Source organism: Cryptosporangium sp. NPDC048952, from assembly GCF_043197895.1.
In the GTDB taxonomy this organism is placed as follows: domain Bacteria; phylum Actinomycetota; class Actinomycetes; order Mycobacteriales; family Cryptosporangiaceae; genus Cryptosporangium.
This window is the reverse complement of record NZ_JBICTY010000001.1, coordinates 535,773-554,475: the sequence shown is the minus strand read 5'-3', so window position 1 is coordinate 554,475 and position 18,703 is coordinate 535,773. Positions and strand designations below refer to the sequence as shown.

At 71.3% G+C, this 18,703-nt stretch carries 15 protein-coding genes; 11 read left to right on the top strand and 4 right to left on the bottom strand.

What is annotated here, in order from left to right; all coding sequences use genetic code 11:
* The first annotated feature begins 63 nt into the window (after positions 1 to 63).
* From ACGFY5_RS02595 to ACGFY5_RS02565, 7 genes are all read left to right on the top strand, one after another.
* Entirely contained in the window at positions 64 to 2,031 is a 1,968-nt protein-coding gene (locus tag ACGFY5_RS02595; protein ID WP_392716525.1) for a UvrD-helicase domain-containing protein, read from the top strand.
* A 109-nt stretch (positions 2,032 to 2,140) separates the two neighbouring features.
* Entirely contained in the window at positions 2,141 to 3,442 is a 1,302-nt protein-coding gene (locus tag ACGFY5_RS02590) for a hypothetical protein (protein ID WP_392716523.1), read from the top strand.
* A gap of 23 nt (positions 3,443 to 3,465) precedes the next feature.
* Complete coding sequence (locus ACGFY5_RS02585; protein WP_392716521.1) at positions 3,466 to 4,884, top strand: wax ester/triacylglycerol synthase domain-containing protein; 1,419 nt, start codon at positions 3,466 to 3,468, stop codon at positions 4,882 to 4,884.
* Entirely contained in the window at positions 4,881 to 7,169 is a 2,289-nt protein-coding gene (locus ACGFY5_RS02580; protein ID WP_392716519.1) for a glycerol-3-phosphate 1-O-acyltransferase, read from the top strand. Before ACGFY5_RS02585 ends, ACGFY5_RS02580 begins: the two co-directional genes overlap by 4 nt.
* Positions 7,166 to 8,599, top strand: coding sequence for an HAD-IB family hydrolase (locus tag ACGFY5_RS02575; protein ID WP_392716517.1), 1,434 nt, complete (start codon positions 7,166 to 7,168; stop codon positions 8,597 to 8,599). The genes ACGFY5_RS02580 and ACGFY5_RS02575 overlap by 4 nt, the downstream gene beginning before the upstream one ends.
* Positions 8,600 to 8,900: 301 nt before the next feature.
* On the top strand, positions 8,901 to 9,284 hold the full coding sequence (locus ACGFY5_RS02570) for a hypothetical protein (protein WP_392716515.1): 384 nt from the start codon (positions 8,901 to 8,903) through the stop codon (positions 9,282 to 9,284).
* Positions 9,285 to 9,364: 80 nt separating this feature from the next.
* Positions 9,365 to 10,078 (top strand): hypothetical protein, encoded by a 714-nt coding sequence (locus ACGFY5_RS02565; protein ID WP_392716513.1) that lies wholly within the window; start codon positions 9,365 to 9,367, stop codon positions 10,076 to 10,078.
* Here ACGFY5_RS02565 and ACGFY5_RS02560 read toward each other — a convergent pair.
* On the bottom strand, positions 10,068 to 10,544 hold the full coding sequence (locus ACGFY5_RS02560; protein ID WP_392716511.1) for an SEC-C domain-containing protein: 477 nt from the start codon (positions 10,542 to 10,544) through the stop codon (positions 10,068 to 10,070). The genes ACGFY5_RS02565 and ACGFY5_RS02560 overlap by 11 nt on opposite strands.
* 32 nt (positions 10,545 to 10,576) lie before the next feature.
* On the opposite strand from ACGFY5_RS02560, the gene ACGFY5_RS02555 reads away from it, so the two are divergent.
* Positions 10,577 to 11,284: a histone deacetylase gene (locus ACGFY5_RS02555; RefSeq protein WP_392716509.1), complete on the top strand. Its 708-nt coding sequence runs from the start codon at positions 10,577 to 10,579 to the stop codon at positions 11,282 to 11,284.
* Here ACGFY5_RS02555 and ACGFY5_RS02550 read toward each other — a convergent pair.
* On the bottom strand, positions 11,209 to 11,619 hold the full coding sequence (locus tag ACGFY5_RS02550; RefSeq protein ID WP_392716507.1) for a hypothetical protein: 411 nt from the start codon (positions 11,617 to 11,619) through the stop codon (positions 11,209 to 11,211). The two genes, ACGFY5_RS02555 and ACGFY5_RS02550, sit on opposite strands and share 76 nt — an antisense overlap.
* Positions 11,620 to 11,953: 334 nt before the next feature.
* Between ACGFY5_RS02550 and ACGFY5_RS02545 the strand changes: the two genes are divergently transcribed.
* Positions 11,954 to 12,712 carry a PP2C family protein-serine/threonine phosphatase gene (locus ACGFY5_RS02545; RefSeq protein WP_392716505.1) on the top strand — a complete coding sequence of 253 codons (759 nt, stop codon included), beginning with the start codon at positions 11,954 to 11,956 and terminating at the stop codon, positions 12,710 to 12,712.
* A gap of 13 nt (positions 12,713 to 12,725) precedes the next feature.
* Here the strand turns inward: ACGFY5_RS02545 and ACGFY5_RS02540 are convergent, their stop codons facing one another.
* Together ACGFY5_RS02540 and ACGFY5_RS02535 are read right to left on the bottom strand one after the other, a co-directional pair.
* The gene (locus ACGFY5_RS02540; protein ID WP_392716503.1) at positions 12,726 to 13,178 is read right to left on the bottom strand and encodes a GNAT family N-acetyltransferase; all 453 of its coding nucleotides are present in this window, start codon (positions 13,176 to 13,178) and stop codon (positions 12,726 to 12,728) included.
* Between the two features lie 164 nt (positions 13,179 to 13,342).
* Complete coding sequence (locus ACGFY5_RS02535) at positions 13,343 to 14,791, bottom strand: expansin EXLX1 family cellulose-binding protein (protein WP_392716501.1); 1,449 nt, start codon at positions 14,789 to 14,791, stop codon at positions 13,343 to 13,345.
* Between the two features lie 518 nt (positions 14,792 to 15,309).
* Here ACGFY5_RS02535 and ACGFY5_RS02530 point away from each other — a divergent pair.
* Both ACGFY5_RS02530 and ACGFY5_RS02525 read left to right on the top strand, forming a co-directional pair.
* Entirely contained in the window at positions 15,310 to 17,847 is a 2,538-nt protein-coding gene (locus ACGFY5_RS02530) for a sensor histidine kinase (protein ID WP_392716499.1), read from the top strand.
* Positions 17,844 to 18,689 carry a LuxR C-terminal-related transcriptional regulator gene (locus tag ACGFY5_RS02525; protein WP_392716497.1) on the top strand — a complete coding sequence of 282 codons (846 nt, stop codon included), beginning with the start codon at positions 17,844 to 17,846 and terminating at the stop codon, positions 18,687 to 18,689. Before ACGFY5_RS02530 ends, ACGFY5_RS02525 begins: the two co-directional genes overlap by 4 nt.
* Positions 18,690 to 18,703 lie beyond the last annotated feature (14 nt).

Below are 18,703 nucleotides of genomic sequence, written 5' to 3'. Positions count from 1 at the left end.
GGTGTTCGCCTGGCACCCCTGGTCTATCAGACTGGGCACAGAGGGAGCGGATGGAGGCAACTCGTGGCACAGCTGGCCTTACACGTCGAGTTCCTGGGCGAGTTCGGCCGACTCGACCCGGACGAACGCGCCCAGGTCCGCACCGCGCTGACCGACATCGCGGACACCCCACTCACGCCGGTTCCCGGCAGCGACATCAGTACGACCCGACTCACCGATCGACTCGCCGCGACGGTCGCGGCACCGGGCGATGTTCGGCTGCTGCTGGGGGTGCGGCCGGACGCCGAGGCCTGGGCTAAATCGCACGCACTGTCGGTGAACGCTGCTTCCGGGGTGTTGGAGATCACCGACGTCGACGCGCTCGAGCGGCTCCTGCCCGACCTGCGCAAGGCCGCCGACGAGGCCCCGTCCCTGCTGTTCGCCCGGCTCACCGACGAGCAACTGCGACGCGCCGGCATCAGCCAGGACGTCCTCGCCGTCGCCCGCACGATCCGCACGCTCGACCAGCTGCGCGACCTCGCGGGCATCCTCCCCGAGGCCCAGTACGCGACCCTGCACCTGCTCGGCGACGGCCTCCCCCCGACCGCGGCCGAGCAGGAGTTCGACAGCGGCGACCTGGCCGCCGCGATCCGCCGCTCCCAGGGCCGCATCGCCCTGGTCGACGACGTCGACGCGCTGATCGCGATCGCACCCTCGCGTCAGCGCGCGTTCCTGCACCCGGAGCAGGAGGCCGTTGCCTACCGGCCCAGCTTCGCCGGACCGGCCACGCTGTTCGGTGGTCCCGGCACCGGCAAAACCGTTACCGCCCTTCACCGCGTCCGCCACCTGGTGCTCCGCGACCCGTCGTCGTCGGTGCTGTTCGTTTCTTTTTCCGACGAGTTGAGCCTGGCCGCCGAGCGCGATCTGGCCCAGATCCTCGACGAACGGCACCGCGTCGCCGTCCGGGTCACGAGCATCCAGCAGTTCGCGTCCGAGCTGGTCAGCGAGCACTACGGCGACCTGCGCCTGCTCACCGACGACGAGTACACCCGGCTCTGGGCGGACGTGTCGCGGCGCACCGGCGGCCAGTACGGACCCCAGTTCGTCCGCCGGGAGTGGGAGAGCGTCGTGTTCGCGCACGGTGTCGCCGACCTGGACGGCTACCTCGCGGCCGACCGCCGGGGCCGCGGCCGGCGCCTGAGCACCGGTCAGAAACAGCAGCTCTGGCCCGCGCTGGCCGAAGCGAACCGGGTGCTGCTCGCCACCGGCGTGTGGACTCCGCTCACCGTCGCCGACCGGGCCGCTGCGCTGCTCGAAGAGCAACCAGAGAAGCATTTCGCCCATGTGGTGGCGGACGAAGTGCAGGACCTGCACCCGGCGCAGTGGCGGTTGTTGCGGGCGGCGGTCGCGCCCGGACCGGACGACCTGTTCCTGACCGGGGACCCGCACCAGCGCATCCACGGGTACCGGGTGCGGCTCGACGGGCTCGGGGTGGACGTCGGCGGGCGGTCGACGCGGCTAATGGTGAACTACCGCACTACCGCGGAGATCCTGGACTGGGCGATGCGGGTGCTCTCCGAGGCCGACTCGGACGACCTCGACGGCGGCATCGACTCGATGCGTGGCTACCGCTCGGTGCGGCACGGCGCCGCACCCGAGGTCGTGGGGTATCCGAACGCCGCGGCGGAGCTCGACGGTCTGGTCGCGACGGTGCGGGACTGGCACACGGACGGGGTCGAGTGGTCGGAGATCGGTGTCGCCGCGCGGACGCCGTCGATCGCGCGCAGTGCGGCCTCTGCGTTGGGTCTTCCCGACGTCACAGTCGGCACCATGCACGGCCTGAAGGGCCTGGAGTTCCGCCGGGTGGCGCTGATCGGCGTCAACGACGGAACCGTGCCGGACTCGTCGGCGCTGACCGGAGAGGACGACGATCCGGTGGCGTACGCACTGGATCTGCAGCAGGAACGCTCGGTGCTGTTCGTCGCCGCGACCCGGGCCAGCGACGTGCTCCGAGTGTCCTGGTGGGGCTCACCTAGCTCAATTCTTCCCTGATACGCCTCTGTATCACTGGCGTCCCGAAATCTCGGATAAAACCGGGATTATCAATTGATACCGGGGCGTCGTCGTCGCACCGCGCGAATCGGTGGAAGGATCCAGGCTCATGAGCCAACGGAGTAGCCGACGGAAGTCGTCACACCTCTCCCTGGCCACTCCCCCGACCGAATCGGCACCGGCCCACCCGGCCGACGCGTTGCCGGAGAACCTGGTCCGGCTGCTGTTCCAGCAGGCCGCCGACCTGGTCGAGCAGAACGATCCGATCCAGGCCGAGCTTTGGTGCTCCGACGTGCTCGGTGCGGTCTGGGCGGCGACCGACGGTGATCCCGCGGCCGAAGAGACGTTTGTGGACGCCTGGATCGCGGCGGCGGAAGGACCGGCGACCGAACGGCGCGCGGCGATGGCGGCGCTGACCGTGCTGGGGACGATGGCCGGTAGCTCGACGATGCGTCGGGCGGCTTCGTCGGCCGCCGAGCGCCTCGGGGAACCGCGGCCGGGCCTGGGACTCGACGACCTCTCCGCCGGGGAGTGCTGGCACTACGGCGACGTGTTCGGCGACCAGGAGACGATCCTCTGCGCGTTCCGCCGGGGCTCGACCGAGCACGCGATGCTCGTCCTGATCGACCACACGCTCGGCGGCATCGCGAAGGACGTGTTCTTCACCCAGGCGGTCGCCGACAGCTTGGCCGACCTGCAGTACGAACTCGCCGCGACGCCGGTGGCGTTCCTCGAACCCATCGAGCCGGCGGTGGCGCGTCGCCGTCTGCAGCGGGCGTTCGCGCTGACCGACGCGAGGGTCGAACCGCGCGTCAACGACGAGTTCGCGCCGCACCGGGCGCTGGCGCTGGCGCGCATCCGGCAGCTGCCGCCGAGCATCGAAACCGGCACGCTGGGCGGGATCGTGTCGCCGGACGCGCTCGTCGCGGAGTTCCTCGACGCCCCGCAGGCCGCCGAGCTGCCCGACCGCGACCTGGCCGAGCGCTGGGCGCGGCTGCTGATCGACCGGGCGCTGGTGCACGCCGACACCCCGGCGAGGGTCGGCCCGGGTGTTCTCGACGAACTGCTGCTGGTCGACGTGCCGGATCACGCCCTGCTGGACGCACCGGCGAAGAACGCGATGCCGGCGGTACTGACCGCCTGGATCCGCTGGGCCGGGCACCGGCAGGGGCTGTCGGCGGCTGCGGTCACGTGGCTGGAGACCGCGCTGGAAGAGATCCTCGACGAGTTCCCGGACGCCTACCGCGAACCCGGTGCGGTGGCACACCGCAACACCTGCCCCGACACCGTCGACCTCCGGACGAGTCGCCGCGCCCAGCTGCATCCGTGGCCCCAGCGAACACCGATCTCGCCAACTGTGTTGCGCGCCACATCCGGGGCGGGAAAAGTGGGACGCGCGCGGCCAAAATAGCCGGTCGTGGATCGGGAGGTGCGGTGTCCGGGCTCCAACTCCCGCCCAGTGCGGTCGACGTCGACTACGGCACGCTCGGCTGGGGTTCCAGCCGGACGATGTCGGATTTCGAGGCCGGTATGTGGCGGCTCGAAACCGCCGAGCCGCGGTTACGGTCCACGATCGCCGCGGTCGACGTACTCGACACGACCCCCGACTGGGAGCGGCTCGTCGCTGCCCACGAGTGGGCGCTGAACGTCGTCCCCCGATTCCGGATGCGGGTCGTGGACCCGCCGCTCCAGCTGGGCAAACCGGTCTGGTCGGTCGATCCGGAGTTCGAGCTGGACTACCACCTGCGCCGGGTGCGCCTCGCCGCGCCGGGAACGTTCGAGGCGGCGCTGGAGCTGTGCCGCACGGTCGTCGACCGGCCGTTCGACCGCGCCCGCCCGCCGTGGGAAGCGCTGCTCATCGAGGGTCTGGACGACGGGCGGGCCGTCTATCTGCTCAAGACCCACCACAGCATCACCGACGGCATGGGCGGCATGCAGCTGGTCACGCTGCTGCACAGCCGTCGACGCGAGCCGACGCCGCACAAGCCGACGGGCGTGGCACCGCCGCCCGAGCACTTGACCGGCCTGGGCGCACTGCAGGAACAGCTCACCGACCGGGTGCGGACGTTGCCGGCCACGGTGACGGCGTCGGTCCGGGCCGGGCTGCAGCTCGCGCGGAACCCCGCGGGCGCGATCGAGTTCACCCAGTCGCTGCTGCGGATGGCCACTCCGCCCGCGTGCCCGCCGTCGCCGTTGCTGCGCACCCGGGGTCTCGGCCGACGGTTCGGCACGCTGGAAGTGACAGTGGACGCGCTGCGGGCCGCCGCGAAGTCGGCCGGCGGGTCGCTGAACGACGCGTACCTGGCCGCGCTGCTCGGTGGGTACCGGCGCTACCACTCCGAGCTGGACACGCCGGTGGAAAAGCTGCCGATCGGGATGCCGATCAGCCTGCGGAGCTCGGCGGACTCGATGGGCGGCAACCGGTTCGGCGTCGCCCGGTTCGCGGCTCCGGTCGGGGTGGCGGACCCGGCGGAACGGATCCGACGCATCCGTGAGCTGGTGCTGGACGCCCGGGCCGAGCCCGCGGCGGACATCCTGTCGCTCGCGGCGCCCGCGCTGTCGCGGCTGCCGGTGGCAGCTGTCGCGCGCTGGTACCTCGCGCAGACGTCGCTGATCGATCTCCAGGCCAGCAACGTGGCGGGCATTCCGGTGCCCGTGTACATGGCCGGGGCGCGGATCGACCGGATGTTCCCGTTCGCGCCGGCCCCGGGGTGCGGTGTGATGTCGACACTCGTCTCGCACACGGGCGTCTGCTGCATCGGCATCACGATCGACACCGCGGCGGTGACCGAGCCCGATCTGTTCCTGCGTTGCCTCTCCGAAGGTCTGGACGAAGTGCTGGGGTTGAAATGAACACGTTGTACCTGGTGCAGTCCGAGACCCCACAGGAGCGGCAGATCATCGCTGCCTGGCTCACCTCGCAGTTCGAGGGTCAGAACGACGACGGTGGCCGCATGGTCGTCGACCTGGCCGACGACCGGCTCCACGAGATCCTCACCGACGCCGAAGACCTGCTCGTCGAGCCGTTGCGGGTGGTATGGCTCCCGGAGGACGAGAACGAGAAGCCGCTCTCCCGGCTGGGGTCGGCACTCGCGCGGCGGGGCAACCGCCGGGCCCGCTCCGGTGCCCAGCGCCTGATCATGCGCGGCGGCTCGGACCGCTACCAGGTGCTGGTCGCGAAACCCGCTACCGTCGGCGACCTGCGTTCGCGCTGGGAGTCGTCGGGTAGCCGGGAACGCTTCGGCCGGTTCGTCGAGCGTCAGGCCGTGCTCGCCCTCGACCGCGCCGAGCGCGCGCTGATCGGCAGCCAGTACAAGGTCGCCCGGTACGTCGTGGAGGAGATCACGGCGTCTCCCCGGTTCCGGGCCGGCATCGAGCGGCTGGCCGACGAGCTGGACCTGTCCGTCGACGAAGTGCAGCAGCGGGCGCTGGCCGCGCTGAACCAGATGGTGGCCGCGCAGAGCCGCCGGGCGATCGACGCCTGGAACCGCCTGGGTCGCTACTTCGCGCGTGCGTACCGGCTCGTCGTCGACGACCGGGGTGCCGATTCCCTGCGCGAGCTGGGAGGCAAGTATCCGCTGGTGTTCCTGCCGAGTCACCGCTCCTACCTCGACCCGCTGGTGTTGCGGCCGGCTCTGCTGGCCCACGGGCTGCCGCTCAACCACGTGATGGGCGGCATCAACATCGACTTCTGGCCGGTCGGGCCGTTGACGCGCCGCAGTGGCTACGTGTTCATCCGGCGCAGCATCGCCGACGACGCCGTGTACCGCTGGGTGCTCCGCGAGTACATGGGCTATCTGCTGTCGAAGCGCTTCAACCTGGAGTGGTACATCGAGGGCGGCCGGTCCCGCACCGGGAAGCTTCGTCCGCCGCGGTACGGGCTGCTGACGTACCTCGTCGAGGCGTTCCGGTCGAGTGGCGTCGAGGACGTGTACCTGGTGCCGGTGTCGCTCAGCTACGACCAGCTGTACGAGGTCGGGCTGATGGCCGAGGAGGCGCACGGCGGTGCCAAGCCGGCGGAGAGCTTCGCCTGGCTGCTGCGGTTCAACCGGGCGCAGGACAGCCAGCGTGGCGTCGTGCAGGTGCGGTTCGGTGAGCCGGTCTCGCTGCGGAACGCGCTCGCCGACGAGCCCGACACCCGGCTGGCGGTGCAGAAGACCGCGTTCGAGGTGTCGCACCGCATCAACGAGGCCAGCCCGGTGATGCCGCGGTCGCTGGTGACGCTCGCGCTGCTCGGGATCGAGGACCGGGCGTTGACAGTCGCCGAGGTGGCGTCGGTGCTCGACCCGCTGGTGGCGTACTTCTCGTCGCGGGAGCTGGCGTCCCGGGAATCGCTGGGACTTTCGGACGACCGGGGCGTGCAGCACACGCTGGACGACCTGGCTCATGCGGGTGTGGTGGAGCGGTACGACAAGGGCACCGAGCCGGTGTACCGGGTCGGGCCCGACCAGCATCTCGTCGCCGCGTTCTACCGGAACAACACGATCCACTTCCTGGTGGCGCGGGCGGTGGCCGAGTTGATGTTGCAGGCCGTGTCCGAAGCGTCGCCGGACGACGTGCTCGAGTACGGGTGGAACGCGGCGCTGGAGTTGCGTGACCTGCTGAAGTTCGAGTTCTTCTTCAGCGACAAGGAGGCGTTCCGGTCGGAGGTGCACCGCGAGCTGGCGCTGATCGACCCGTCGTGGCGGTCGCGGATCGCCGATCCGGACGGGGCGGCGACGTTGCTGGCGTCGCTGCGGGTGCACCTGGCCCACCGGGTGCTGCAGCCGTTCCTGGAGGCGTACTGGGTGGTCGCGCAGCGGTTGGCCGCCCGGGACCCGCGCACACCGGTGGAGGCGAAGGCGTTCACGCGGGAGTGCCTGGACGTGGCGCGGCAGCTGCGGATGCAGCAACAGCTGGCGAGTTCGGAGTCGATCTCCGGGGAGCTGTACGCGACGGCGCTGAAGCTGGCGGCGAACCGGGACCTGGTCGATCCGGGCCGCGACGAGGTCCGCGAGGCGCGCCAGCAGTTCGCCGACGAGATCGGGGCCTGGGTGCACCGGGTGCGCCGAGTACGCGCCCTGGCCCTCGCCGAGCCCGAGCACGTTGCTCCGGTAGTGACGTTGAGTGCTCGGCGGCCGGGGGTTTCGCAGTCGTGAAGCTCTCGGAGCGGCTGGCGGCGATCGCGGCCGGCCCGCAGGGGCCGAGCGTCGGCGCGTTCTTCGACCTCGACGGAACGCTCATCGACGGCTACACGGCGGTGTCGGTCTACCGCGACCGGATCCGCAAGCGGGACGTCGGCCTGCGCGAACTCGGCCAGACGCTCGGCCTGGCGCTGGACATGCGACTGCGCGGCGCCGACCTCGACGCGCTCGCCGCGTTCGCGGTCGGCGCGCTGGCCGGACGCCAGGAGGAGGACCTCGAGGAGTGGGGCGAGCGACTGTTCCGCCAGGAGATCGCCGGCCTCGTCTACCCCGGCGCGCGCCTCCTCGTGGAGGCGCACCGCCGAGCCGGGCACCAACTCGTCATGGCCACGTCGGCGACCTGGTTCCAGGCCTGCCCGGTGGCCAACGACCTCGAATTCGACGACGTGCTCTGCACCCGGCACGGCGTGCGCGACGGGATGCTCACCGGCGAACTGGACGGTGGCTCGCTCTGGGGCCCCGCGAAAGCCCGCGCGGTCGAGGGCTACGCCACCCGGCACGACGTCTCCCTGCAGGACAGTTACGCCTACTCCAACGGCGCGGAAGACGTGCCGTTCCTCGCCCTCGCCGGCTACCCGTGTGCCCTCAACCCCGACGGTGACCTACCGGCCGCCGCCCTCCTGCACGAGTGGCCGATCCTGCGCCTCGACCCGCCGGGCAGCCGCTTCAGCCCGACGTCGCTGGTCCGGACCGGCGTCGCGTTGAGTGCGTTGCTGACCTCGGTGGGCGTCAGCACCGCCGTGGGAGTGCTGAGCCGGTCGCGGGCGACAGCCGCGAACCTGGCCGGGTCGATCGGACCCGACCTGGCCCTGACGCTGGCCGGGGTACGGCTCGACGTGACCGGCGAGCAGAACCTCTGGGCCCGGCGCCCGGCCGTGTTCATGTTCAACCACCAGAGCAGCCTCGACCTCGGCATCCTCGGCAGCCTGATCCGGCGGGACGTCACCGCGGTCGTGAAACGGGAGGCACGGTCGGATCCGCGGTTCGCCGCGATCGGTGCGCTGCTGGACGTCGCGTACGTGGACCGCACCGCCGGGCGTGGGCGTGCCGCGTTGGAGCCCGCGGTGGCGAAGCTGCGTGCCGGGACGTCGATCGCGATCGCTCCCGAGGGCACGCGCTCGCCGACGCCACGGCTCGGGCGGTTCCGGAAGGGCGGGTTCCACCTGGCGATCGAGGCGGGGGTGCCGATCGTGCCGATCGTGATCCGGAACGCCGGGGATCTGATGTGGCGGGATTCGTTGCTGGTGCATCCGGGCACCGTGGACGTCGCGGTGCTGGCGCCGATCGAGACCGCCGAGTGGCCGGTGGAGGAGGTCGACAAGCTCGTCGACCTCGTGCGCGCGCAGTTCGATTCCACGCTGCGCGAGTGGCCTGTGGAAATCTAGCCACGCCACGTAGCCGCGTCGCTACCGTGGAGGCATGTGGACGGTGCGCGCACTCGCAGCGGCATCCCTCCTAGCCCTGTCCGCCGCCTGCACCGCCGAGCCCTACGGCTCCCTCCCACCCCCAGCCGCCTCCTCATCGCCCCGCGCGACGGATGCGCCCCGCGCGACGGATGCGCCACGCCCCGGCCCCGCGGCGACGGGGCCGCAGGGCCCGTGTGCCACGGCGGCGGCACCCGGCGCAGGCCCCGACGCCACTCCCAGCGCGTCCCCCTGCGCCTCGACCGAGGCGGAGGAGGCGGTGGTGGCGCAGTATCGGCGGTTTTGGGTCGAGGTGTTGCCTGCGGCGGCTGCGGCGCCTGCCTCGCGGCGGCGAACGATCCTCGCGGTGGTCACCGCGGAGCCGGAGCTCACGCACCTGGTGCGGAGCCTGGCTGCGCTCGACGCAAACGGGCAGCGCAACTACGGCGCCGACGTCCCGGTGGCCCAGACCGTCCGGGTGAACGGCACGTCCGCGCTGGTAACGGGCTGCCTCGATTCGAGCCGGTCAGGCGTTGCGAACGCCGCCACCGGCGATCCGGTCACCCGGGGCGTGCCCCGGAACCCCGTCCGCGCCGACCTGATCCACGCCCCCGACGGCATCTGGCGCATCTCCGCAGTCACCTACCCCCCGGCCACCACGTGTTGACCCGCCGATGCCTCGCCGTAGCCCTGGTTCTGGTGCTGTTTCCTGCCCCAACTGTCCCAGCCTGGGGAGACGACGCCCCCGTGACCGTCACCGGGGACAACCGGCGGTCGGTGGACGTCCGGGTCCGGGACGACGGGCGGGGCTCGGTGCCCCCGTCGAAGCCCCGGCGGCCGACCGCCGCCGACGCCCCCGAGGCATGGGACGCGTGCCACGAACGCAACAGCGCCTACGGCGCCACCTGTCTGGGCGCCGCAGGCGGTGGCCCCACCCAGCGCGGCAACACCGTCACCGCGCTGGCCGTCGAAGCCAGGAGCCGCCTCACGATCCCGCTCCCCACCCCGTCCCTGCGACCACTGATTTCGTTCGACGACGGCCGCACCGGCGGCCTCACCAACACACCCACCTGGCTCTGGACCGACCCGGCCCACTGGCCCCCCACCGGCACCCCGCTCCTCCGCAGAGCCACAGCGGGCACGGTGTCAGCCGTGGTGAGCGCGGCCCCGGTACGCATGGTCTGGCACCCCGGTGACGGCACCACCGTGGTGTGCCGCACCGCAGGCACCCCGCTGGAAGATCCACGACTCGGCGCGACCGGCTCACCCGACTGCGGCCACACCTACCGCCGCACGTCGGGCACCCAACCCGCTGCGCAGTACCGGGTGACGGTCGGCGTCACCTGGGCGGTCACCTGGGCCGGGTCCGACGGCAGCAGCGGCGTGCTCGCCCCGCTCGTGGTGACGACCACCCTGAACTACACGGTGCGCGAAGGCAGAGCCCAGTTGGTCAGTCCCTGACGGCGCAGCAATCGCGGTACGCCCGCCCGGACCCGCACCAGCACTTCTGCCCCGGCGCCGGCGGCCACGACGTCACAGTGCCCACCCGCCCGAGCTCAGCCGCGTACGCCGCCCTGGTCTCGGACGCCGCGGCGTCGAGCTCCCGCCCTCGCGCGAACTCGACCAGCCCGTCCACGGTCAGGGAAGCAACCCCGAACGAGGCAGAAGACTCCTCGGAATGCGCCCGGAGCATGTCCTCGACGTTCCGCCGGTGCGTGTCGTGGTCGTCGCCGTACTCCGGCACGAACTGCGGCCACTGTGCGGCCATCGCGTCCCACTGCTCGGCAGGCCAGTAGACCAGCACCCGGAGGCTCTTTGTGCCCTTCTGCTTCCGGCCCTTGCGCTGGCCCCTGACGCGGGCGAAGCTCCGCAGGAACGAGTCGATCCGGGCATCCAGCGTCGGCTCGGCGGGTCCGGACTCAGTCACGACTCGCAGCGTACCCAGGCACGCTGAGGACCATGACGGACCTGGTCTGGTACGTGGCCTACGGCTCGAACATGCACGCCGACCGGCTGCGCTACTACCTCGCGGGCGGCCGTCCACCCGGCGCCGCCCGCACCTACCCGGGCTGCCGCGATCCCCGGCCGCCCCGCCGCACCGAGCCGGTGTTCCTCGACGGCGGCATCTACTTCGCGCTGGAATCGCGCACCTGGACCGGCGGAATGGCGTTCTACGACCCCCGCCTACCCGGCCGCGCCGCCGGACGTGGCTACCTGCTCACCGCCGGCCAGTTCGCCGACATCGCGGCGCAGGAGATGGCCCGGCGCCCCGATGCCGACCTGGATCTCGCCGAGGCGCTGGCGACCGGCAGCTACCGGCTCGGCCCGGGGCGGTACGAGACGCTGGTCTGCCCCGGCGTGCTGGACGGGCACCCGATGCTGACGTTCACCGCGCCGTGGGCCTGCGCCGACGTCGAGCCGACCCCGCCCGCACCGCGCTACCTGGGCATGATCGCCAGCGGCCTGCACGAGGCACACGGCTGGGACGCCGAGACGCTCACCGCATACCTGGCCGACCGGCCCGGCGTCCGCGGGCACTGGGACCCGGACGCCGTGGCCGACCGCGTGGCCCGGATCGAGTTCCGCTGGGCTCACACCAGCGGGGGTGGCGTCACTGCGCCGGACGACTCGGAGCCGAACAGCAATTGCCAGCGCGCGATCCGATAACCGAGTTGCCGTTCGAAACACCGCGCTCCGGCCGGAGCCGAATAATCGAGCGCCCGTCCGTCGGGAACCAGTATTCGGGCACTCACCGGAATGCCGTCGTCGCGCCGGTCACACACCACTAGGGCCCGCACGGGCCGACCGTCGTGGTCGCTGGCATTCAACCAGGCCTCACCGGCCATCCCGCCGCCCTGGCGGGCAGCCAGGTACGTCTGGTGGCCGCCGCCCTCGGCGAAGTACCGGACGCCGAACGTGACCGGCGCCTCGGCCGCATTCGCACCAGGAACAGTTATGAACAGAAAGGTGACGGCCAGCGCCACGATACGAATGATGTTCACGATGCACCTCCGGGAGAAACGGACGCATCGAGAATGCGCTCGAAACCACCCGAAACCACGCTTCTCCACAGCACGAGTCGTTGTGCACCGGTGAACTCCGACAGGGTTGACGGGCGCCACGACGGGGCCACCGCCGGACGCGGTGGCACGGAGTGGGTACCATCCGCGCGGTGACGTCGGTCAACGGCGTCCACAGTGAGCGCGGGTCCGGGCACGGGCATCGCCCCCGAGCCCAGGACGTCGCTGCTTTCTCCGCCCGCGCGGCGCGGAAAGCGGCACAGGATGCTGGCGGGGCATAGCCTGTCGCCACAGAGCCGGTACGAGGAGGTCCACGGTGACCAGGGTCGACGTAGTCGCGGTGACACACCGCGGCCTGGTCCGCGGCCGCAACGAGGACTGTCTCGCGGTCGCGGGCTTCCTCTCCGGCGCGTTCGAGAACGAGCCGGTGCGCCTGGAAGTGAACACCGGTCGCCCGGTGTCGTTCCTGGTGGCCGACGGGCTGGGTGGCCACGTCGAGGGCTTCCGGGCCAGTCGGCTCGCGGCGGCGCTGCTCAGCGACGCCACGCCCGAACTGCACGACGAAGAGTCGATCGTGTCCGCCGTCCGGGGCGCCAGCGACGCGGTGTTCGCCGAGATGGCCCACAACCCCGACTGGTACGGGATGGGCACGACGATCGTCGGCCTGGTGCTCGACGGTGACCGGGCGTTCTGCCTGAACGTCGGCGACAGCCGGTGCTACCGGGTGGGTGACGACGGGTCGCTCGACCAGCTGTCGATCGACGACTCGCCGCCGCTGGACCCCGCGTCCGGCCGTCGGTTCACGACGATCGTCACGCAGACGCTCGGCGGCACCCGTCAGGAGAGCATCATCCACCCGCACGTCTCCGTGCACCGCGTGGTGCCCGGTGACCGCTTCCTGCTCTGCAGCGACGGTCTCACCGACTACAGCGAGCCCGAGGCGCTCCCCGCCGCGCTCGCGAACCCGCACTCCGACCCGATCGACAGCGTCAACGCGCTGCTGCACGCCGCGTTCGAGGGCGGCGGCAAGGACAACGTCTCGATCGTGCTGCTGAAGGTCGCCGAGGTCGACTAACTGCCGAGGTCGACTAACAAAGGTGCCGCCGCATCACCACGCAGTGGCTGCGGCGGCCGTCCTCCGGCACGACGCGGTAGCCCAGCCGCGCGTACAGCCGCTGGGCACGCGTGTTGGCGGGCTCCACACCGAGCTCCGCGATGTCGAGTCCACGGCGGAGGATGCGCTCCTCCGCCGATCGCACCAGCAGCGTGCCGATGCCGCACGAGCGGAATGCCGGGTGCACGGCGAGCTGCCACAGCCAGCCCGCGCCGGAGCTGCGCCCGTAGTCGATACCGCCGACGCCCAGCGGTAAGTCGCTGGGCCCGCACACCGCGAGGTAGTCGACCACGCCGGCGGAACGCCGACCGAGAGCAGCGGCAATGAACCGCAGGTGGGTCGGTGACCCGGTCCAAGCACATCCCGCGAGATCCTCGTGGAGGAGATCGCGGACTGTCAGGTCGACGGTGACCGTGGCAACAGCCATGCGGCCATTGTCCGGCGCACCCCGCCGAGATTCAGGCGTTCAGCGCGACGAGCGCGGCTGTCCCGCCGGCGGACGGCTGAGTTTCGGGCCGATCGGTCCGCGTCGTGCCAACGGTGGACGTCGCCGCCCCCGTCGTGGCAGCAACCGCCGTCGCCCCCCTGGGCCTAGCCACATGTGTTCCGCCCCGTTGATCCGGCTGCCGACTCGGTCGCACGTGGTACGGCGACCGACGACGACGGCGCTGGGTTTGCAGCGATCTCCTCGGACGCGTCGGCGTCCGGGGTCACTGCCGCTTCTGTCTCGTTCTGCTCGGTACTGCTGGACGAGTCCTCGCTGGAGGAACTGTCCGAGGACTTCCGTGGAGCGGCCGCCGCCAGTGGAGCGTCCGCCACCGACGCCCGCGACGACGAAGCCCGAGCCGACGGAGCGGCCGCCTTCGTCGTCGGCGCACTCACGGCGTTGCCGCCGCCGAGCGCCACCGTCGACTGTTGCACGCTACCCGGGCTGAGCGTGACGTTCGGAATCGTGGCCGTGCGGCCCGCGTTGTCGGTCACCTTCACCGAGAACGGGCCGTTGCCGAGGCCGCCGTCGGCGACCCAGTGGTTGTCGGTCGTGCGCTCGAGCTGTTCGCCGCTGACCTCGACGTTCGTCAACGGATTTCCGTGGTTGTCGATCAGGATCGACAGGAAGAACTCCGAAGAGCCCTCTTTCACCCGGACGCTGAGCTTGCCCACCGCGGGGCTCGTCACCGCCGAGTACGTGACCGGAACCACGCCCGCCTCGGGGTCGGCGATCTGCTCGAACGCCTCCCGACTCAGGTCGATGTGGCCTTCCTCGCACTCCGGGCACTGGTCGACGACCTTCACCCGGACGCTGCCGGAGGGCCCGGTGACGTCGAGGTACCCGCCGCAGGCCCCGGCGTCGGAGTACTCGGACGGGCCGAGCGCGACGTACAGGTCGTCGGCCGGGAGCGAGGGGTACGAGCAGTTGCCGACGCCGCCGTCGAAGAACGTCGCTTCTCCGCTCTGCTCCACCCCGGCCGGGGGGACCGCCGCGCACGCGGCACCGGCGAACTGGGTCACGCCCGTGACGAACGCGACCGAGCAGAGCACCACCCCGCCGGTCATGCTCGGGGCGAACCACCGCCGGCGCAGCAGCCGACGTAACCCCGCGAACCGGCCTTCGGCCGCCGGAGCGATCAGCTTCGTTTCAGCGGTGGCGCTGCTGTGGAAGTCCGCCGTCTCGAACGACGACACCACCGGCGCGAATCCGTCACCGCGGTCCATCCGCGCGTAGTCCGGTCGAGGTGCCTGCTGCCGGTCCATGCTCGGCCACTCGTCCGCCTGCTGATCCGCGGCGGGCCGGTCGACGGTGGGCCGGTCGACGGCCTGGCGGTCCACTGCCGCGCGAGCCGCGACCGCGCCCGCGACGCCGGTCACGGCGCTGGAGGCGGACGCGCGCCGACGGTGCTTGCCCCGGCCGGAGTCGGGGTTGTCGTCGACGATCCGGAACTCACCGGTGTTGCCACCCTTGGAGCGAGGTGCACCGAAGAAGTCCGTGTCAGCCGGATCCCAGGCGTCGATCGGCTCGTCTTCCCAGCGTTGGCCGGTCACGCCCGAACGCCTTCGTCGGTCGACGCCCTGCTGACCAAGCTTCTGCCTCCACCGCTCCGCGCTGACCCACACCGGCCGACGCACATCTAAACGGATGTCATCGTGCCGCGCGCATGCGGAGTACGGCAGATCCGGACCGTCGGTTTAGGCGCCCCTTCGGGATGTCTTAATCCGCGACGCTCCCGGTCCGGGCCGCCATGCTTGCCGGTCCCGGCTAAAGGGCCTGCACAAACCGGCTGCCCCCCGCTGCAGTCGATTTGGGGGCATACTCGCCTCGACGTCATTGCGGAATCCGGTTCCGGGGAATCCACAGTGTCCGACCACAACCTGGCCGACCGACCGAACCAGCCCCGGAGTGACCCCAACCGCGTCCGTCCAAACCCTGCCCCGTGTATTCGCGTATCTCGCTGTCAGCTGGGGACTAGCTGATACATGGGGGGTTTTCGCCGTTCACGGTCGCGTGTTATGCCTGGAAAAACGGCGAATTCGGTGACCGACGACAGCGAAGGACCATCAGGATGCCGCTGACATTGGTCTCCGCGTTACGCGGGAGACCGGAGCACGTGCCGCCCGATTTCCCGGGGGCCGACCCGTCCGACGGAACCGCAGATTCCGAAGGCTTGTCGTCGTCGCTGCTGTCCGGACGTGTCGGCCTCGGCCCGGTCGCCGCACGATCGGGTGCCGTACTACGGGCCGCCTGGTGTTTCGTCCTTCCGGCGGTCGCCTACGGCGCGGGCCCGGTCGCAGCCCCCTCGATCTGGCAGCACGTGCTCGTCGTCGGTGCGCTCGCGTGGGGCCTGAGCGCCGCCGCGATCTGTTGGACGGGCCGGATCCCGGCCTCGCTGGTCGTCGGCGACGTCGTGGTGTCGGCGGGGCTGCTGGTGACGATGGTCCGGCTGGTCCCCGACGACTTCGTCGGTGCGGCCGGGAGCTGGGTCATCGGGTGGGCCGGTGTCTCGGTGCTGCTGGCTTCCTGGCGGCTCCAGGCGTCGCTGGTCTGGCTGGTGGCGGTGATCGAGGTCGGCGCCTACCTGCTCGGTTCCCGGCTGGCGGGCACGGACGCCGGGAGCGGGGAACCCTTCGGTCTGGCCCGGCCCGTCGCGGACACCGCGCAGGCGGCCGGTGTGCTGCTGGCGCTGGCGGCGATCGGTCTCGTGCTCGTCCGGCTCGTGCGGCTCGGGGCGCTGAACGCGAGCGGCACGATCAGTGTCCGCAACAACGCCCGCCGCACCGACCAGGTGGAGAGCGCCCGCCTGCACGACCGCAGCGTCCGCCGTCTCCTGCTGCACGACACCGTCCTGACGACGCTGACCGCGATCGCCCGCGGCGGACTCGAAGGCCGGGCGGACGTCGTCCGCGCCCGGTGCACCGACGACATGGAATCGCTCGCCCACGATCCGCGGCGCGACGAACCGGTCCGCACCGGACGCCAGCTGATCGACGTCGTCCACCGCCAGGCCGCGCACCGGGGGCTGCGCGTGTACGTCGCCGAGGGCGCCCCCACCGCCCCGCTGCCTGCCGAAGTGACCACCGCCTTCGCCGCCGCGAGCCGGGAGGCACTGTCGAACGTCGAGAAGCACGCGGGCACCACGGAGGTCGGCATCGCCGCCCGTGGCGGTGAACAGTGGCTCGAGCTGACGATCCACGACCGCGGGCGCGGGTTCGACCCGGCGAACGCGCGCACCGGCGGTCTCGGGTTGAAGAAGTCGCTCACCGGGCGGATGTCGGCGGTCGGCGGCGCCGCGAGCGTGCAGTCGGCGATCGGCCGCGGCACTGTCGTGACCCTGCGCTGGTCCGCCGAGGAGGCCGCTCACGTCGGCGTCCTCCCGTCGGCCGAGCCTGCGCAAGCGATCAGCAGCGCTCCTGCTGCCGGCCCGCCCGTCGCCGACAGCGACGACGAGCGCATCCTCGCCGACCGGTACACGAAGTACGGGCTGCTCGCGCTCGCCTGGATCGGCCACTTCTGGCAGGCACTCAGCCTCGGGCTGCTGATCACCAACTGGTCGGGCTACCGCTCCGGCTGGGTCGCGCTCGGCGGCTGGTCCGTCCTGTTCGTCATCACGCTCGTGCAGGTCTACCTGGTCACGCTCCAGGGCAAGCGGGGCCATCCCTCCGACTGGATCGACCGGCACGCCGGCTGGATGACCGTACTGTCGGTCGCCGCGGCGCTCGCGGTACTGCTCGACTGCACGGCCGACGGCCTGCTGACGCCCGCGAACTGGCCGATCGGCGTTCTCGGCTGGATCCTCTCGGTCTTCGCGCTGCGCCGTCCGCTGTGGTTCGACCTCGCCTGGCTGACGATCGCGCTCACGACGCTGGTCGCTGTCGCGATCGAGTGGAACGGTTCGAGCACCGCGGTGGCGATCGCGCTGGGCGTCGTCTTCGGCGCCGGTATTCCGCAGGTCGGTGCGCTGGTGATCGTCTTCGAGCTCCGTCGGCACGCGACCGACGCGGCAAGGGCTCTCGCCGAACAGCTCCGTCTGGACGCCGCACGCGCAACGCGCAACGCGGTGACCGCCGACCGCGTCCAGCGCGACGCCGCACTCAGCCGGGACCTGTTCCCGCTGCTGCGGGCGCTCTCCAACGGTTCGGCGAACCCCGACTCACCGGTCGTCCGGCGTCGCTGCGAACTCGCCGCCGCCGAGGTGCGCGCGCTGGTCGACCACGACGACCTCACCACCCCGATCGCCACGCTGGACGCCGTCGCCGCGGTCACGCGCAGCGCACGCCAGCGCGACATCGTCCCGATCGTGCATCTCGGCGAGGGCCTGGACGTCGCCTCGCCGGGCTGGCAACGCACGTTCGCGCAACTCACGGATCGCATGCTCGCGGAAGCGCTGCCCGGCGAGGCGACGCTCACCGTGCGTGGCTCGTCCGAGGAGATCGCGATCACGTTCTGTTTTCCGACGCGCACCCCGGCGCCGCTGCTGCAGTCCGTGGCGGTCGGCGTCGGTAATCAGTTGGTACCCGACCGTCAGGTTCGAGTGGACATCGAACCGGACATGACAAACACCGCATGGCTGGAGGTGACATGGGACACGAGGAGCACAGCGTGATCCGAGTCTCGGTGGTCGACGACGACGAGATCCTGCTGCACGGCATCGAAGCCTGGCTCTGCCAGGGCAATCCCAACTCCGGTGATGCCCCGGACGGACTCGACGTCCAGGTCGTCGCAACCGCGAAGTCCGTCGTCGACCTGCTCTCCACCACGCCTAGACCGACCCCGACCCCGCCCCCGGCGACCCCACCGAACTACGCGTATCTGCCGGGACAGAACGGCTACAACAACGGGCACCACCGCAACAACGGCGTCAGCCGGCCCACGGGTATCGGCCGGGCGAGCGTGCCGTCGATGCGGCCCAGTCCCTACGCCGAGGAGCCACCGCAGCGCATCAACCCGGTGGCGCTGATGGACCTGCGGCTCCGGGACGGCCGACGGGTCGCCGAGAACGTCCAGGCGTTGATCGACGCCGGGTTCGCGGTCGTCACCTGCAGCACGATCGACGACGCCGGCTTCGTGCACGAGGCGGGCCGCGCGGGGGCGCTGAGCTACGTCCGGAAGTCGCGGGAGGCCGGTGACATGCGTCAGGCGCTGGCCGCGGCGTCCCAGGGCGAACGGTACGTGTCGCAGAGCCACGCGGCGCTGATCCAGCGGGCCCGGTCCTACGGGGTGCCGGAGCTGTCCGGTCAGGAGCGGGAGGCCCTGCGGCTGTACGCGTCGGGGCTGACGATGTCGAGCGTCGCCCGGCGGCTCAACGTCAAGCAGGGCACCGCGAAGAGCTACCTGGACCGGGTGCGCGACAAGTACGAGCAGGCCGGTCGCGCAGCTCGGACGAAGCTCGAGCTGCGCGACCGGGCTGTCGAGGACGGAGTGCTGAGCACGCCTCGCCCCGAATGAGGGAGCGCGGGTGA

Excerpts from the sequence above, each read along its gene's own strand:
- ACGFY5_RS02590 (WP_392716523.1), top strand. The coding sequence starts at position 2,141 with ATGAGCCAACGGAGTAGCCGACGGAAGTCGTCACACCTCTCCCTGGCC.
- ACGFY5_RS02580 (WP_392716519.1), top strand. The coding sequence starts at position 4,881 with ATGAACACGTTGTACCTGGTGCAGTCCGAGACCCCACAGGAGCGGCAG.
- ACGFY5_RS02555 (WP_392716509.1), top strand. The coding sequence starts at position 10,577 with ATGACGGACCTGGTCTGGTACGTGGCCTACGGCTCGAACATGCACGCC.
- ACGFY5_RS02540 (WP_392716503.1), bottom strand. The coding sequence starts at position 13,178 with ATGGCTGTTGCCACGGTCACCGTCGACCTGACAGTCCGCGATCTCCTC.
- ACGFY5_RS02530 (WP_392716499.1), top strand. The coding sequence starts at position 15,310 with ATGCCGCTGACATTGGTCTCCGCGTTACGCGGGAGACCGGAGCACGTG.